Raw genomic sequence first — 16003 nt, forward strand, 5'->3', positions numbered from 1 at the left:
CAGCAGACTGTCGCGCTGCTATCAACCGAACAGCCGTTTGAACCTGCTTTTAAATACAAAACAGCCGCGGGTCCCGTAAAAAAGGGCGCGATGTTGCCAGCTTTGGCGGGGGGTTGGAAGCGCTAACCGGCCAAACGTTCCTGAACCGCACTTTTATTGTGCGTCGCTATATTTTTGGGTGTGTTTCTGGTGCGCCGCTTCGTTCTTAAAGTGGGTCGCAGGGTAACGCTCTGGCGAATTGCCATTAATCTCAATGACTTGCGATGACTGTCCGGTCCGGCGGAGAGCCCCATTCTTGGGCGTTCTGTAATATTTTGGCGCAATTATTGCGTGCAGAATACGGAACGCCCCGTTGGTTTCTTTTTACGAGAAGGAACGCCACACCGGGTGGACGTAATCGCTTTTCCTTACAAAGGTAGTTTCAATGAGCAGTACCCCAAGCTCCAATGGCCTCGAACAGGGGCTCAAACCGCGTCATGTGACCATGCTGTCGATCGCCGGGGTTATCGGCGCCGGCCTGTTCGTCGGCTCCGGCCACGCCATCGCCGCCGCAGGCCCAGCCGTGCTGTTGGCCTACGCCGCTGCCGGTATGCTGGTGGTGCTGGTGATGCGCATGCTCGGCGAAATGGCCGTAGCTTCGCCGGACACAGGCTCCTTCTCGACGTATGCCGATCGTGCGATCGGTCACTGGGCCGGTTTTACCATCGGCTGGTTGTACTGGTGGTTCTGGGTGCTGGTCATCCCGCTGGAAGCCAACGCCGCAGCGACAATCCTGCACGCCTGGTTCCCGAATGTGGCGATCTGGGCCTTCACTTTGATCATCACTTTGCTGCTGACGGTGACGAACCTGTTCAGCGTGAAGAACTACGGTGAATTCGAATTCTGGTTCGCCCTGGTCAAAGTCGTGGCGATCATCGGTTTCATTGGCCTCGGCATTCTGGCGATCTTCGGCTTCCTGCCGAACAGCCAAGTCAGCGGCGTTTCGCACCTGTTCGACACCCAAGGCTTCCTGCCAAACGGCATGGGCGCAGTGTTGGGCGCGATCCTGACCACCATGTTTTCCTTCATGGGCACCGAGATCGTGACCATTGCGGCCGCGGAATCGAAGAACCCTGGCCAGCAAATCTCCAAGGCCACCAACTCGGTGATCTGGCGGATTGGCTTGTTCTACCTTGTATCGATCTTCATCGTTGTGGCCCTGGTGCCTTGGAACGACCCGATCCTGGCCAGCGTTGGTTCTTACCAGACTGTGCTTGAGCGCATGGGCATCCCGAATGCCAAGCTGATCGTCGACATCGTGGTGCTGGTTGCTGTGACCAGCTGCCTGAACTCGGCGCTCTACACTGCATCGCGCATGATGTTCTCCCTAGGCAAGCGCGGTGATGCACCGGCCGTTTCCCAGCGCACCAACAAGAGCGGCACGCCGTACTGGGCCGTCATGTTGTCCACTGGTGCTGCGTTCATCGCGGTTTTCGCCAACTACGTGGCCCCGGCCGCCGTGTTCGAATTCCTGCTGGCCAGCTCCGGCGCTATCGCGCTGCTGGTGTACCTGGTGATCGCCATCTCGCAATTGCGTATGCGCAAGCAGCGCATGGCTCGTGGCGAGAAAATCGCTTTCAGCATGTGGCTGTTCCCGGCCCTGACCTACGCGGTGATCATATTCATCGTTGCGGCCCTGACGATCATGCTGTTCCAGGAAGCGCATCGCGTGGAGATCCTCGCGACCGGTCTGCTGAGTTTGCTGGTGGTGGCTGCCGGTTTGTTTGTGGCTCGTCGTCGCAAGCTGCAGAAGATGGGTGCGGTGGTGCTGAACTGATTCGTACCGAATAACGCAAAACGGCCGCTGTCAGTGATGACAAGCGGCCGTTTTTGTTTCTGTCGGTTGCACTGGCTCAATCGGGGTGAACCCAGTCTTCTACGCGTAGCCCTGGAACCCGTTCAAATTCTCGTAGGTTGTTGGTGATCACTATGAAGCCGCGTGAACGTGCGTGGCCGGCAATCATGTGGTCGTAGGGCCCGATAGGCGTTCCGGCCTTGGCCAACTCGGATCGAATCATGCCGGTGTGCGCGGCCGCTTCATTGTCGAAAGGCAAGACCTCAAGACGTGCCACAAAACCCTCGATCACCGCGAGATTCTTTTCTGGTGCGGCCGATTTTTCGGCGTCGTAGAACAACTCCATCAGCGTGACGGCACTGATGCATAGCTGCCCGTTATGACGGTTGAAAGCTTCTCGGACGATTTGCGGTTTGTTCTTGATGGTGAAGATGCAGATGTTGGTATCGAGCATGTATTTGATCATCAGAACGACTCACGCTCGTGATCGGCGGGTTGTTCACGATCGGTCATGAAATCTGCACTCACACCATCCCCGTCAAACCAGCTGTCCCATGTTTCATCTGCGGGAGTGATGATGCGAGCCCTGCCGATGGCAACTACGTTGACTCGTTTCACGTCGCTTGGCATCGCAACAGCTTTGGGGAGGCGGACAGCCTGGCTTCGATTGCTCATGAAAAGGGTGGTCTGTTCCATTTTGGCCTCCTGCGTTTTTGTGTGTGCTGTGAGTCCAAAGAATAGATTTCTTAAGGGATATGTCAATGGGATATACGTGGCCGCTGACGAGGGGTCATGTCAAATTGTTTTGGGTTATTGGCTTCTCAAACAAAAACGGCCGCTGTCAGTGATGACAAGCGGCCGTTTTTGTTTCTGAAGCGAGTGTTTACTCAGCCTTTTCTTCCTGCGCGTCCAGCGACTCGCGATAGCTGTCGAGCGCCGTGCCGAAGTCGGTGATGAACTGCGGATCTGTCAGCCAGGCCTGGGCGGTGTCGCGGTCCATACCGTCGGCCCACATGCGGTAATCGATCAGCATGTCGGCGGCCAGGTGAGTGGCGGCCATGGCCTCGTTGTCGGCGTTTTCCATGTCCAGCAGTTCTGGATGGTCGCTGATGATGCCGGCGAGGTTCGATAGCAGGGTCAGCAGCATGTCGTTGCGGCTGGTGGCTTCCGCGTCACGCATTTTGCTGAACATTGCCAGGGTGTATTCCGGGATCGGCTCGCCGATTTCCCCCAGGTCATCGTCCAGTGCGGCGGGTTTTCTGCCGTGGATATTGATTTGCTTGGCTTTGATCTTGGCGCGTTTGGCGCGTTTCTGTTGCTTGTTCAGGGAGGCCATTAAATTCAGTTCGCTTTCGGTTGTGTTTGGGCCGCGATGGCGTCGGACGCCGCCACGTAGTCAGCCTGGAAGGCCGGGGATTCGATCCACGCCAATGCGCCGGCTTCGTCGACTTCGGTGGACCATTGGCGATATTCGATCAACGCCGCGAGGATGAAGTCTGTCGCGCCTTCTTCGCCTTCCTGCTCGTACACCAGCTCCAGCAGCGGGTCTTCGAGGAAGGCTGCGCACATGGCTTGCTGACTGGTTTTTTCAGCGTCGATCATTTTCTTGAACAGCTCGGTCAGGTCCACCGATTCGAAGTCGATACGGTCATCGTTCGGGTCCAGCTCGACCGGCGCGGCAGCCCGTTGGGTGCGGTTCTGCTTGGCCTTGGCTTTGGCGCGAGTGGCGCGTTTTTGCTGCTTGTTGGCGGAGGCCATGGGCGTCGTTCCGTATTTCGTTGAGTGGGCAAGTCAATCAGCTGCGAGGTACTAGCCGCCCAGGTGTGTCGGGGGTCAGTTCGCCGGTCTGCAGCCAGGACAGTGCAATGGGCCATAGTGTGGCTTGGTATGCGCTACGAAAAAAGGCGAAATGTCCGACTTCTTGTTCGCCGATGTCATCGGGGGCGATTCGCAGGTGGCTGTTCGTTGCTCCGGTGAAGTAACTGAGCAGGCGTTCGATAGCTGGAATCGTGCCGTAAGGATCGTCGCTGATGCTGATGGCCAGGTTTTGTGCGGTGACGGATGAGAAGGGCAGTCGCCCGGATTTTGCGTGAAGGACGCGACCGCTGGGGCGTTTCTCGTAGTGCGCGGTGGGCATGCTCCAGTCGCGAACCACGCCGGCGGGGGTGTCCTCTAGCCAGCCGAGGCGTTTGCCGGGGAAGTAGCCGCACAGCAATGTCATCAACGGCATCACCAGATGCCACTTGCCGAACATCCGCCAGCGATGGGCGGGCGCGTAGTCGCGCCAGTAAGCGAATTGCGCACCGACGGTCACCAGACGTCGAATCATATGCCCGGAGGCTCCCAGGCCCGCTGCACAGCCTCCAAAGCTGTGGCCTACAACATCGATGGGTTGCCCGGGGAATTCACGCTGAGCGCGCTTGAGCATCGCCTCAAAGTCCAGCGCGCCCCAGTCTGACCATGAAGCCCGAAGCCCTTTCAGCGACGCGGGTCGCGATTCGCCGATGCCTCGGTAGTCGTAAGTGATCACGTCGAAGCCGTTGGCGTACAGGTAATCGGCGAAGCGTGAGTAATGGCGACAGCGGACGGAGGTGGCGGCGTTGATGATGACCACTGGACGGGTCGAGTCTTGATTCGTATGCCGCCAGGTGAAGCCGCCAAGGATGAAACCGTCGGCGGCGGGTTCCTTGAAAGAGTCACCCGGTGTGCCGGTGGGTAACGGCAATTCAAGTTGCGTCGGGGCCAGTGAGGGCATGTCCTGAAAATTCATCGGCTTTGAACCTTTGCGGTTAGCCAGTCACCATAGTCTTCGCGCCGTTTATGAACAATCCACCCGTGCTTATCGGAGCTTCTGCTTGAGTAACCGCTCCTCAAGCACCGCCCACTCCCGATCCAGTTCTGTGCGAAGTTCCTCCTCGCTCGGCAGTACCAGTCTGTAGGTACTGGCGAACAGTTGTTCGTTGCCTTGCAGCACTGAATAGCGCACCACCGATTCATCTTTTTGCGCGCAGAGAATGAGGCCGACGGTGGGGCCATCCTCCGGTCCGCGCTTGAGGTCGTCGTACATGCGCACGTACATGTCCATCTGGCCGACATCCTGGTGGGTCAGTACGCCGCGCTTGAGGTCGAAGATGACGAAGCACTTGAGCAGGTAGTTGTAGAACACCAGATCGATGTAGAAGTCTTTGCTCTCGGTACTGATGCGTTGCTGGCGAGCGATGAAGGCGAAGCCTTTGCCCAATTCGAGCAGGAAGCCCTGGAGTTGATTGATCAATGCTTGTTCAAGTTCGCTTTCCTGGATCAAGCCCGCATTGGGCAGGCCGAGAAACTCCAGTAGCACCGGGTCCCGGATGAAATCCCGAGGGCTGGCGTTCATTTGCTGGATGTTGGTGGCGGCTTCCTGTTTGACGGCAGCCCGGTCGCGGCTCGCCAGCAGGCGTTCGTAATAGAGGGTATTGATCTGGCGCTCGAGGGCGCGACTTGACCAGTTCTGCATAGCTGATTCGTTCATGTACCAGTGGCGAGCGTTGTCGTTGTCGACTCGTAGCAGTCTGCGGTAGTGGGTCCAGCTCAATTCGTGACGCAGTGCGTCACGAATTGGGAATGCTTGATAGAACAGGCGCATGTAGCGAAGGTTGGAAGCGTCGAAACCTTTCCCAAACTGCTCCGTCTGTACTTTCGCCAGCGTCGATAGCAACTGCTTGCCATAAACCGCCCGCCGAGCGCCTTCCTGCTCGAACTCCACAATATGCCGTCCGATCTGCCAGCAGGTTTGCACCTGAACGGTATCGACCGCTCGCAGCACCTTCTGACGCGCTTCGCGGATCAATTCGCCAAGATTGCCGAGCAGTGAAGTGATCTGTGGATCTTGAGTGTTACCGGGTTTGAGGGAGGTCATGACATTTTCCGCAGCTGAAGGAAACAGGCGGAAGAGGATGGCAAGAGAGTGATAGCCCGCGATGCCGGGCGTGGCTGGTAAACCGGAAGGAAAGTCCGACTGGTTTTGCGGGATCACGCCGACGGCAATCCGCGCTTGGGGAATACAACGTGTAGTCCTATTCGCAGTAAACCCAAGTACTAATCAATCTAAAACTTGAGCATTCAGCAAGAAATCTAAAAGGAGTAACGAAAGGGTTCTGTGGAGCCCGGGAGTCGCCATCATGAAGTACGTCCATTCACTCATGTTGCCCATCGCCGCAGTCGGCGTGTTGATGTTTCCAGCCATTTCACCGGCCGCCAGCCTGGAGCCCATCGACAGCTCAGGTGTGCAAGTCCAGAGGCAAGAGCAAAACGGGATCGCTTATTTGTCCGGCGGTGTTGGTGAGGATGAGTCAAAGGCCATCCAGCAAACCACTGGGTACAACCTGCACATGACCTTCTCCACCGGGCCTGCGGGCGAATATGTTCCCGACGTGGATGTAATCATCCAGAAAGCCCAAGGGCAGCCCGTGCTGACGCTGAGTGAGGCGGGTCCGCTGGTTTACGTTCAGCTGCCTGCAGGCAAGTACACAGTTGTCGCCACGCATAAGGGTGAAGTGCGGCGTGATACGGCGGAAGTAGGCAGCGGCGCCGCTCGTAACCTGGTCTTCCACTGGGGGACTGAGAACTAGCGACGACGGCGTAACGTCATCAACTAAATCGCAGGCATAAAAAAACCCTGAATCTTGCGATTCAGGGTTTTCGGTATTTGGTGCCCAGAGACGGAATCGAACCGCCGACACGGGGATTTTCAATCCCCTGCTCTACCGACTGAGCTATCTGGGCAACGGGGCGCATTAAACTGGTTTTTCAGGGGGTCGTCAAGAAAGTTTTCAAAAAAATTTTAATTATTACCGTCGCTTACGTTCCGACCCTCGAAAAAGCGGGATTATTCAGCCGGCGGAACGTAGCCGTCAGCCTTGGCGTATTCCTCGCCGGAAAAGAACTTGTCCATCTCGCCCTGAAGATATTTGCGGTCTTCGGCGTTCATCATGTTCAGGCGTTTTTCGTTGATCAGCAGGGTCTGGTGCTTTTGCCAGTCTGCCCAGGCTTTGGCCGAGACGTGGTCAAAAATGTCCTGACCTTTTGCGCCTGGAAATGGAGCGCGCTCCAGGGCGGGCAATTCTTCTTTGTACTTGCGGCACATGATGGTGCGGGTCATGACGACTCTCCTGCGTTCAATACGGCGGCCGCGCGTTCGAGCAAGGTTTTGACCGGGGCGGCAAGGCCCAGGCGCGGCGGGGTGGCGAGGTTATACCAGAGCCAGTCGGCCTCGGCCACGTGATGGCCTGCCTCCTGGACCTGAACCAGCCAGGGTTCGATGGACAACTGAAAATGACTGAAGGTGTGTACCAGGCTCGGCAGCGCCTGTTGGCTGCCCAGCTCCAGCGAATGCTGCGAAGCCAGATGTTGCAGGTCGTCGAGGTCGTCGAGTTCCGGCAGGCTCCATAGACCGCCCCACAAGCCCGTGGAAGGGCGACGGTAAAGCAGAATCGCGCCGTCACCGTTGGCGAGCATCGGCATCAGCGTGCGCTTCTGTGGCACGGCTTTGCGCGGTTTGGGGATCGGGTAGCGCGTCTCCAGGCCGAGCATGTGCGCTTCGCAGCCCTTTTCGAGCGGGCAGAGCAGGCAGCTTGGTTTGCTACGGGTGCAAAGCGTGGCGCCCAGATCCATCATCGCCTGGGTGTAGGCGTTGACCCGATCATGCGGCGTGAAACGCTCAGCGTTCGCCCACAGCTGTTTGGCGACCTTTGGCTCGCCCGGATAGCCCTCTTGCGCGGTAAAGCGCGCCAGCACCCGTTTGACGTTGCCGTCGAGGATCGGCGCCCGCAGGCCCATGCTCAGGCTGGCGATGGCGCCGGCTGTGGACAGGCCGATGCCCGGTAGATCAACCAGCTTCTCCACATCGCGGGGAAACTCGCCACCGTACTGCTCGACGACGATCTTCGCGGTCTTCTGCAGATTGCGTGCGCGGGTGTAGTACCCGAGACCGGTCCACAGGTGCAGGACTTCGTCTTCCGGCGCAGCGGCCAGGGCCTCGACCGTCGGCAACGAGGCCATGAAGCGGTCGAAGTAGTTCAGCACGGTGCTGACCTGGGTCTGCTGCAACATGATTTCCGAGACCCACACCCGATACGGGGTGATGCCTTGTTGCCAGGGCAAATCGTGGCGGCCGTGGCGGTCGTACCAGTCCAGCACCGCCGATGAAAACTGCTCGGCTCTCATCGCTTGAACAGCCCCTTCAACGCGTTTTTCAGTTCAGGGCTGACCTTGTCGCCAAGCTTCTCGTCGATTTTTTCACCGATCCGTTCGCCGGCCAGTTTGCTCGCGACCTGGCCCATGCGTTCGTTATCGAGGCGGCAAGCCTTGGCGCCCAGTTCCAGCGGGCCACGGCAGCGCAGCGGCCATTCGATGCCGACGAACTTCTCGCCGACCTGGCAGGCCGGGTCTGGCATGTCGCTCTTGTCGCCTTCGACGATAACGCCCACGCGGTAGTCCATGCCCAGCACCCGCAGATCGACATCGCCGTCGCCGTTGACGGTCATGCCTGGAATGCGCACTTTCAGGTCCGGGTTGCTGGCCACGCCGTTACGGAAGGTCAGGTTGCCCTTGAGCTCCTGGAACGGTGTGTCCTTGCCCCGTGGCTCGCCGCTGAGGGATTTACGGTTCAGGGTGGCGATGCCTTTGCACAGCTGTTGCTCGAGGTTGGCATTGAGCAGCACGCCGTTGTTGATGACGAAACTGGCGTTGCCGTTGAGGGTTTCGATCAGCGCTTTCTGGCTGTTGCCGCTGCCGGTCAGGTTGCTGTTGAGCGTCACCAGACCTTTGACCGGTGGATTTTTACCCTGGCTTTCAAGGATTTTTTCCACCGGTACTTTGCTGATGCTCGACTGCATGTTCAGCGCTGGCACTTGTTGGCGCACGTCGAGCGTACCTTTGGCGTCGAAGTTGCCGTCGTACAGGTCGCCGCGAAGGCTTTCCAGTGTCAGCAGACCGCCCTGGCCTGTGGCTTTGAGCGCAGCGTTCTGGATCGGCAATTTATCGAGGGTCAACTGACCGAAGGTGAGGTCGGCGTCTACGTCGAGTTTGGCCAGGCGTTCCACCGGCAGCAGGCGCTCGTTGCTCCACGCGTCTTTGGTCGGTGCTTGCGGCAGCGGGGTGTTGCCCGGGCCAGCCATGGCGTCGGCTTCGGTGCTGGCCACTTCGGCCTGACGCACCTGCGTCGCGCTGTTGGCTTCGGCAGATTTTGGTGGCAGATAACGGTCGACGTTGAAGGTGTCGGCCTTGAGGTTCGCCCGCAGCGATTGTTTGGCGAAGTCCTCGACGGCGATGCGGCCACTGAAAGTGCTGTCGTCGACTTTCAGATTGATGTTGTCGAACACCACGCTGGTCGGCGTGCCAGCCAGACGGCTGACTAACTCGACTTTGCTCAGGCTGCCGTCAGCCATCGCCGGAAGCTTCTGGCCGATGCTGTCGACGAATTTCGCCAGATCGAACTGGGCGATCGACAGGCCGCCGCTGATTTGCGGGGTTTTGTCGAGGTCGTTGACCTTCAGTTCACCCAATGCGCGCAGTTGGTTGGCGGAAATCTTGATGCCAGTCCATTCGGCGACGTTCGCGGCTTTATCGAGCAGTAACTGGCCCTGGGCGGCGAAGGTCATGGTTTTGCCTTGCAGCGGATCGCCAGCCACTTCGCCAGAGAGTTTCATGTCTTCGAGTTTGTAGCGCTGCAGTGCGCGCTCGAAACGCAGCTCGCCATTGAGCTCGGTACGGACACGCAAGACAGGCTGGTTGGTGCCCAGGAACGCGGTGAGTTTGACCGGGATGTTCGTGGAGTCATGCACCGGCCCGGTACTCAGCTGGATGCTTTCGGCGCTGAATTGCTTGCCGGTTTGTTCGTCGCTGTATTCAACGCGGGCGTTGTTGACGGTCAGGCTGTCGATGTCCAGGCGGATCGGCTGGGCCGGTTTTTCCGCTTGGGCGGTGGTCTCGGTCGCTGGTTCGCCAGTGGTTGCGGGCGGTGTGGCCGGTGTGGCCGGCGCCGGTACCTTGCCGATGTCTTGCCAGTTGCCGTGGCCGTCCTTGTCGCGGGTCAGGCGCAGGTTCAGGCCCTCGACGCGTACATCGCTCATCTGCACTTCACGGCGCAGCAGCGGCAGCACGCGAACCGACAGGCCGAGCATCTGCAAATCAGCGAACGGCTCGGTGGGCTTGGCCAGGGTCGCGACGCTGGCTTCGTGCAATTCCAGGCCCAGCCACGGGAACAGGCTCCAACCGATATCGCCATTGAGCGTCAGCTCGATGTGGGCCTTGTCGCGGGCTATCTGGCGAATCTCGTCTTTATAGTCGTTGGGATCAAAGAGGTGGGTCAGGGCAAAGCCCAGCGCCACAATGATCAGCAACAGCCCGAGAAGTACCAGACCCAGGATTTTGCCGAACGCTTTCATGGGCGAGTCCTTGTAGTTAGTCGAATTCGAAATTTAGCCGGGGAGTATAGCGCTCCGCAGCGGACGACCGGTCAGCGATCACGTCGGCAACTCATCCAGCGGTATTTTCAGTTTGGCCGCCAGCGCTTGCGCCTCCAGATGTCCGGCAGGCGCCAGCAAGCGCAATGTCGTACCCGCTTGCGACGCCATTTTCTGCGCTTCATTCACCAGGCGCTCGGCCACGCCACGACGACGGGTGATTTTTCGTACGCATAGTTGGGACAGATGCCAGACATCCGAGTGCCGTTGCAGACGTGCCGCGCCCAAAAGCCGATCGTTGAAGCGGCCAGCGATCAGCGAGCCGTCCAGCAGGCAGGCTTCGATCAGCTGCAAATCTCCGGCAAACGGGGCAAACAGCCAGTCCGGTGCATCGCGGTAGATCTTCTGCAGATCTTGCTGATCCTGATAAGTGGCTTCGTTCAACGGCTCGACAATGATCGGCATGAAGGCTCCTTCAGTGGTATGAGAACTGATGACATACAAAAGGTGATATCACTTTGATTTTTCTGTCACGTACAGATGGTAACCTCTGCCGGTTCGTCCGTCCTTCTGCGACGTGATGTCGCACCAAAATGGAGCTTCACCTCAAAAACAGTCATGCGTGCGCATAAAGGCTGGGGGTGAGGAGCGCTGACGAACCATTCTAATAATTGGGGGATACACAATGACCACGAGCATCACGGCGGACGGCCTCAAAGCCGACCAGCCCGCGTTCCTGTCCAAGGAGCGCATCATCGCCAAGCCCGGATTCAACCGTTGGCTGGTACCACCGGCCGCCCTGGCCATTCACCTCTGCATCGGCATGGCCTACGGCTTTTCGGTGTTCTGGTTGCCACTGTCCAAAGCCCTGGGCGTGACCAAGGCAGTGGCCTGTGCGCCGGACATGAGCTTCATCTCGCAGGTCTTCTCGTCCCAATGTGACTGGCCGATCTCGATGCTCGGCTGGATCTACACCCTGTTCTTCATCTTCCTCGGTTGCTCGGCCGCCATTTGGGGCGGCTGGCTGGAACACGCCGGACCACGCAAGGCTGGCGTTGTATCGGCGCTGTGCTGGTGTGGCGGTCTGCTGATTTCAGCGCTGGGGGTCTATACCCACCAGATATGGCTGATGTGGATCGGCTCCGGGGTCATTGGCGGTATCGGCCTGGGCCTGGGTTACATCTCGCCGGTCTCGACCCTGATCAAGTGGTTCCCGGACAAGCGCGGTATGGCGACCGGCATGGCGATCATGGGTTTCGGCGGTGGCGCGATGGTCGGTGCTCCGCTGGCCGCAGCCTTGATGGGCCACTTCGCTTCGCCAACCAGCGTCGGCGTATGGCAGAGCTTCCTGGTGATGGCCGCGATCTACTTCGTGTTCATGATCGGTGGCGCACTGTCCTACCGCGTTCCGCCAACCGGCTGGAAGCCTGAAGGCTGGACCGCTCCGGCGAAGAAAGCTTCCAACGCGATGATCACCCACCGTCACGTCCACGTGAACGTGGCGTGGAAAACCCCGCAATTCCGTCTGGTGTGGCTGGTGCTGTGCCTGAACGTTTCGGCGGGTATCGGCATCCTCGGCATGGCTTCGCCGCTGTTGCAGGAAGTATTCGGCGGCAAATTGATCGGTGTGGACCTGCCATTCGGTCAACTGGACGCTGGGCAACTGGCCTCGATCGCTGCGATTGCTGCCGGTTTCACCGGTTTGCTGAGTCTGTTCAACATCGGTGGCCGGTTCTTCTGGGCCTCGTTCTCGGACTACCTGGGCCGCAAAAACACTTATTTCGTGTTCTTCGCGCTCGGTTTTGCGCTGTACGCGTTGATCCCGAACCTCGGTCACCTGGGCAACGTTGCGCTATTCGTAGCGGCCTTCTGCATCATCCTGTCGATGTACGGCGGCGGTTTTGCGACTGTCCCTGCGTATCTCGCGGACCTGTTCGGTACGCAAATGGTCGGCGCGATCCACGGTCGTCTGCTGACGGCGTGGGCGGCGGCGGGCGTGTTGGGGCCGGTGTTGGTGAACTACCTGCGTGAGTATCAGCTGAGCATCGGCGTTGAACGCGCCGCGGCTTACGACATCACCCTGTACATCCTCGCAGGCCTGCTGGTGCTGGGTTTCATTTGCAACCTATTGGTGCGTCCGGTGGCTGACAAGTACTTCATGACCGACGCTGAACTGGCTGCCGAACAGGCGCTGGGCCACGACAAGGGGGCTGACAGCAGCACCGTATTGGAGTGGAAAGCGAATGCGGGTACCAAGCCTTTGGCAGTGGCTGCGTGGCTGGTGGTGGGTATTCCGTTGGCGTGGGGTGTTTGGGTGACCCTGCAGAAAACGGCAGTACTGTTCCACTAAGGTGCTAACTGGCCTGCCTGGCAAGTCCTGAATTGCATCGAACCTTGTGGGAGCGAGCTTGCTCGCGATGAGGTCATCACATTCGACATCTTTGTTGACTGTGAGACCGCTATCGCGAGCAAGCTCGCTCCCACATTTGTTTTGTGGTGTGTACAAATGGCTTGTATGGACATGTCTATCCCCGACAGCATGGGGGTCAGTCCGTCAGTCATATCACCTCCCGTGTTTCTGTTTGGCGCCCGCGCCCCTATAATGGTTGCCTTTTTCGCCCAATGATTTTGCGGAGCTGGTGATGGCCGAACGTAAGGCGTCAGTCGAGCGCGACACTCTGGAAACCCAGATCAAAGCCTCGATCAACCTGGATGGCACCGGAAAGGCCCGATTTGATATCGGTGTTCCTTTTCTTGAGCACATGCTGGACCAGATCGCCCGTCACGGGCTGATCGACCTGGATATTGTCAGCAAGGGCGACCTGCATATCGACGACCACCACACGGTGGAAGACGTCGGTATCACTTTGGGTCAGGCCTTCGCCAAAGCCATCGGCGACAAGAAAGGCATCCGTCGCTACGGCCACGCCTACGTGCCGCTCGATGAAGCGCTGTCGCGCGTTGTGATCGACTTCTCCGGCCGCCCGGGCCTGCAGATGCACGTTCCCTACACCCGTGCCACCGTTGGCGGCTTCGACGTTGACCTGTTCCAGGAATTCTTCCAGGGCTTCGTCAACCACGCGCTCGTCAGCCTGCACATCGACAACCTGCGCGGCACCAACACTCACCACCAGATCGAAACCGTGTTCAAGGCTTTCGGCCGCGCCCTGCGCATGGCGGTAGAGCTGGATGACCGCATGGCCGGTCAGATGCCATCGACCAAAGGCGTTCTGTAATGCAGACGGTCGCGGTTATCGATTACGGCATGGGCAACCTGCACTCGGTGGCCAAGGCCCTCGAGCACGTCGGTGCCGGCAAGGTCTTGATCACCAGCGATGCCGATGTGATTCGCGAAGCCGACCGGGTGGTTTTCCCCGGCGTCGGCGCGATTCGCGACTGCATGGCGGAGATCCGTCGCCTGGGCTTCGACTCGCTGGTGCGCGAAGTCAGCCAGGACCGCCCGTTCCTCGGCATCTGTGTCGGCATGCAAGCCTTGCTCGACACCAGCGAAGAGAACGACGGCGTTGACTGCATCGGCCTGTTCCCGGGCGCGGTGAAGTTTTTCGGCAAAGACCTGCACGAAGACGGCGAACACCTGAAAGTCCCGCACATGGGCTGGAACGAAGTGCAGCAGAAGGTGAGTCACCCGCTGTGGCACGACATTCCGGACCTGGCGCGTTTCTACTTCGTGCACAGCTACTACATCGCTGCCGGCAATGCGCGGCAAGTGGTGGGTGGCGGTCACTACGGTGTTGATTTCGCCGCCGCGCTGGCCGATGGCTCGCGTTTCGCCGTGCAGTTCCACCCGGAGAAGAGCCATACCCATGGCCTGCAATTGCTGCAGAACTTCGCCGCGTGGGATGGTCGCTGGTAAATGGCCGTCAAGAAGAAGCCGCCGATCCTGACCCTCACTCCCGAACAGGAGAACGAGGCCAATCACAAGATCAAACGCTTTATGGAAGATCGCTTCGAACTGGACCTGGGTTCGTTCGAAGCGGCTGAAATCCTTGAGCTGTTTACCCGTGAAATTGCGCCGCACTATTACAACAGGGCGATTTTCGATGTGCAGACGCACCTCAAAGAGAGGTTCGAAAGCATCGAAAGCGACTTGTGGGCGCTCGAGAAAAACTGATTTTCGAGCGAAGCTGAACAATCGAATTTGAAGGTTTGCCAGATGCTGATTATTCCCGCTATCGATCTTAAAGACGGTGCCTGTGTTCGTCTGCGCCAGGGCCGCATGGAAGATTCCACGGTGTTCTCCGATGACCCGGTGAGCATGGCTGCCAAGTGGGTGGAGGGCGGTTGCCGTCGTCTGCATCTGGTCGACCTGAACGGCGCCTTTGAAGGCCAGCCGGTCAACGGCGAAGTGGTCACCGCCATCGCCAAGCGCTACCCGAACCTGCCGATCCAGATCGGCGGCGGTATCCGTTCCCTGGAAACCATCGAACACTACGTGAAGGCCGGCGTGAGCTACGTGATCATCGGCACCAAAGCCGTGAAAGATCCGGCCTTCGTCGCCGAAGCCTGCCGCGCGTTCCCGGGCAAAGTGATCGTGGGTCTGGATGCCAAAGACGGTTTTGTCGCCACTGACGGCTGGGCTGAAATCAGCACCATTCAGGTGATCGACCTGGCCAAGCAGTTCGAAGCCGACGGCGTGTCTGCGATCGTTTATACCGACATCGCCAAAGACGGCATGATGCAGGGCTGCAACGTTCCGTTCACCGCTGCGCTGGCCGCCGCGACGAAGATCCCGGTCATCGCTTCCGGTGGCATCCACAACCTCGGTGACATCAAGTCGCTGCTCGACGCGAAAGCGCCAGGCATCATCGGCGCGATCACCGGCCGGGCGATCTACGAAGGCACTCTCGATGTCGCTGAAGCGCAAGCTTTCTGCGATTCGTACAAAGGCTGAGGACTGACCATGGCGCTGGCCAAACGCATCATCCCTTGCCTGGACGTGGATAACGGCCGGGTCGTTAAAGGTGTGAAGTTCGAGAACATCCGTGATGCCGGCGACCCGGTGGAAATCGCCCGTCGCTACGACGAGCAGGGTGCCGACGAAATTACCTTCCTCGACATCACCGCCAGCGTCGACGGCCGCGACACCACGCTGCATACCGTCGAGCGCATGGCCAGCCAGGTGTTCATCCCGCTGACTGTGGGCGGCGGTGTGCGAACCGTGCAGGACATTCGCAACTTGCTGAATGCCGGCGCGGACAAGGTTTCGATCAACACTGCTGCAGTGTTCAACCCGGAATTCGTTGGTGAGGCTGCTCAGCATTTCGGTTCGCAGTGCATCGTCGTTGCCATCGACGCCAAGAAGGTCTCCGGCCCGGGCGAAGCCCCGCGCTGGGAAATCTTCACCCACGGCGGTCGCAAGCCAACCGGTCTCGACGCCGTTGAATGGGCGAAGAAAATGGAAGGCCTGGGCGCCGGCGAAATCCTGCTGACCAGCATGGACCAGGACGGCATGAAAAACGGCTTCGACCTGGGCGTTACCCGCGCCATCAGCGATGCGCTGGGTATCCCGGTGATCGCCTCCGGCGGCGTCGGCAATCTGCAGCACTTGGCCGACGGCATCCTCGAAGGCCACGCCAGCGCAGTGTTGGCAGCGAGTATTTTCCACTTCGGCGAATACACCGTGCAGGAAGCCAAGGCCTACATGGCTCATCGCGGCATCGTGATGCGCTAAACAAACCGATACAGGCCAGTGGACATCATGGCG

Annotated in this window: 18 protein-coding genes and 1 tRNA gene; 8 read left to right on the forward strand and 11 right to left on the reverse strand. The window is 59.0% G+C overall.

Translation table 11 applies throughout. The features are described from left to right. Window positions 1–424: 424 nt before the first annotated feature. Window positions 425–1816, forward strand: a complete 1392-nt coding sequence (gene gabP / locus AC3IUE_RS01575) for a GABA permease (protein ID WP_056745505.1) — start codon at window positions 425–427, stop codon at window positions 1814–1816. A gap of 76 nt (window positions 1817–1892) precedes the next feature. Here gabP and vapC read toward each other — a convergent pair whose 3' ends face one another. The 6 genes from vapC to AC3IUE_RS01605 form a co-directional block, all read right to left on the reverse strand. Further along, complete coding sequence (gene vapC, locus AC3IUE_RS01580) at window positions 1893–2300, reverse strand: type II toxin-antitoxin system tRNA(fMet)-specific endonuclease VapC (RefSeq protein WP_489265186.1); 408 nt, start codon at window positions 2298–2300, stop codon at window positions 1893–1895. Next, window positions 2300–2530 (reverse strand): type II toxin-antitoxin system VapB family antitoxin, encoded by a 231-nt coding sequence (gene vapB, locus AC3IUE_RS01585; protein WP_489265188.1) that lies wholly within the window; start codon window positions 2528–2530, stop codon window positions 2300–2302. Before vapB ends, vapC begins: the two co-directional genes overlap by 1 nt. A gap of 187 nt (window positions 2531–2717) precedes the next feature. Then, window positions 2718–3170, reverse strand: coding sequence for a hypothetical protein (locus tag AC3IUE_RS01590; protein ID WP_046045548.1), 453 nt, complete (start codon window positions 3168–3170; stop codon window positions 2718–2720). Window positions 3171–3175: 5 nt separating this feature from the next. Continuing rightward, window positions 3176–3592: a hypothetical protein gene (locus tag AC3IUE_RS01595; RefSeq protein WP_489265190.1), complete on the reverse strand. Its 417-nt coding sequence runs from the start codon at window positions 3590–3592 to the stop codon at window positions 3176–3178. A gap of 37 nt (window positions 3593–3629) precedes the next feature. After that, entirely contained in the window at window positions 3630–4604 is a 975-nt protein-coding gene (locus tag AC3IUE_RS01600) for an alpha/beta hydrolase family protein (RefSeq protein ID WP_489265191.1), read from the reverse strand. 69 nt (window positions 4605–4673) lie between these two features. Continuing rightward, window positions 4674–5732, reverse strand: a complete 1059-nt coding sequence (locus AC3IUE_RS01605) for a PDDEXK nuclease domain-containing protein (protein ID WP_489265192.1) — start codon at window positions 5730–5732, stop codon at window positions 4674–4676. A gap of 262 nt (window positions 5733–5994) precedes the next feature. Between AC3IUE_RS01605 and AC3IUE_RS01610 the strand changes: the two genes are divergently transcribed. Further along, window positions 5995–6444, forward strand: a complete 450-nt coding sequence (locus tag AC3IUE_RS01610; RefSeq protein ID WP_489265194.1) for a carboxypeptidase regulatory-like domain-containing protein — start codon at window positions 5995–5997, stop codon at window positions 6442–6444. 78 nt (window positions 6445–6522) lie between these two features. On the opposite strand, the gene AC3IUE_RS01615 is transcribed toward AC3IUE_RS01610, so the two are convergent. The 5 genes from AC3IUE_RS01615 to AC3IUE_RS01635 form a co-directional block, all read right to left on the reverse strand. Beyond that, a tRNA-Phe gene (locus tag AC3IUE_RS01615) sits at window positions 6523–6598 on the reverse strand. 103 nt (window positions 6599–6701) lie between these two features. Continuing rightward, window positions 6702–6974 carry an oxidative damage protection protein gene (locus AC3IUE_RS01620; protein ID WP_008149405.1) on the reverse strand — a complete coding sequence of 91 codons (273 nt, stop codon included), beginning with the start codon at window positions 6972–6974 and terminating at the stop codon, window positions 6702–6704. Beyond that, the gene (gene mutY / locus AC3IUE_RS01625; protein WP_046045553.1) at window positions 6971–8038 is read right to left on the reverse strand and encodes an A/G-specific adenine glycosylase; all 1068 of its coding nucleotides are present in this window, start codon (window positions 8036–8038) and stop codon (window positions 6971–6973) included. Before mutY ends, AC3IUE_RS01620 begins: the two co-directional genes overlap by 4 nt. Beyond that, window positions 8035–10260: an AsmA family protein gene (locus AC3IUE_RS01630; RefSeq protein WP_489265197.1), complete on the reverse strand. Its 2226-nt coding sequence runs from the start codon at window positions 10258–10260 to the stop codon at window positions 8035–8037. The genes mutY and AC3IUE_RS01630 overlap by 4 nt, the downstream gene beginning before the upstream one ends. A gap of 78 nt (window positions 10261–10338) precedes the next feature. Beyond that, a complete protein-coding gene (locus AC3IUE_RS01635) occupies window positions 10339–10743 on the reverse strand; it encodes an acetyl-CoA sensor PanZ family protein (RefSeq protein WP_223433224.1) in 405 nt (134 codons plus the stop codon). A 220-nt stretch (window positions 10744–10963) separates the two neighbouring features. Between AC3IUE_RS01635 and AC3IUE_RS01640 the strand changes: the two genes are divergently transcribed. From AC3IUE_RS01640 to hisF, 6 genes are all read left to right on the forward strand, one after another. Further along, complete coding sequence (locus AC3IUE_RS01640) at window positions 10964–12628, forward strand: OFA family MFS transporter (RefSeq protein ID WP_056745487.1); 1665 nt, start codon at window positions 10964–10966, stop codon at window positions 12626–12628. Window positions 12629–12920: 292 nt separating this feature from the next. Then, window positions 12921–13514 (forward strand): imidazoleglycerol-phosphate dehydratase HisB, encoded by a 594-nt coding sequence (hisB, locus tag AC3IUE_RS01645; RefSeq protein ID WP_003218037.1) that lies wholly within the window; start codon window positions 12921–12923, stop codon window positions 13512–13514. Next, the gene (gene hisH / locus AC3IUE_RS01650; RefSeq protein WP_489265200.1) at window positions 13514–14152 is read left to right on the forward strand and encodes an imidazole glycerol phosphate synthase subunit HisH; all 639 of its coding nucleotides are present in this window, start codon (window positions 13514–13516) and stop codon (window positions 14150–14152) included. The genes hisB and hisH overlap by 1 nt, the downstream gene beginning before the upstream one ends. Continuing rightward, the gene (locus AC3IUE_RS01655; RefSeq protein WP_008024930.1) at window positions 14153–14410 is read left to right on the forward strand and encodes a DUF2164 domain-containing protein; all 258 of its coding nucleotides are present in this window, start codon (window positions 14153–14155) and stop codon (window positions 14408–14410) included. Between the two features lie 42 nt (window positions 14411–14452). Beyond that, window positions 14453–15190: a 1-(5-phosphoribosyl)-5-[(5-phosphoribosylamino)methylideneamino]imidazole-4-carboxamide isomerase gene (hisA, locus tag AC3IUE_RS01660; protein WP_033058290.1), complete on the forward strand. Its 738-nt coding sequence runs from the start codon at window positions 14453–14455 to the stop codon at window positions 15188–15190. Window positions 15191–15199: 9 nt separating this feature from the next. Then, window positions 15200–15970 (forward strand): imidazole glycerol phosphate synthase subunit HisF, encoded by a 771-nt coding sequence (hisF, locus tag AC3IUE_RS01665; RefSeq protein ID WP_329513889.1) that lies wholly within the window; start codon window positions 15200–15202, stop codon window positions 15968–15970. Window positions 15971–16003 lie beyond the last annotated feature (33 nt).

The sequence above is a fragment of the Pseudomonas sp. GL_093 genome (genome assembly GCF_057837605.1).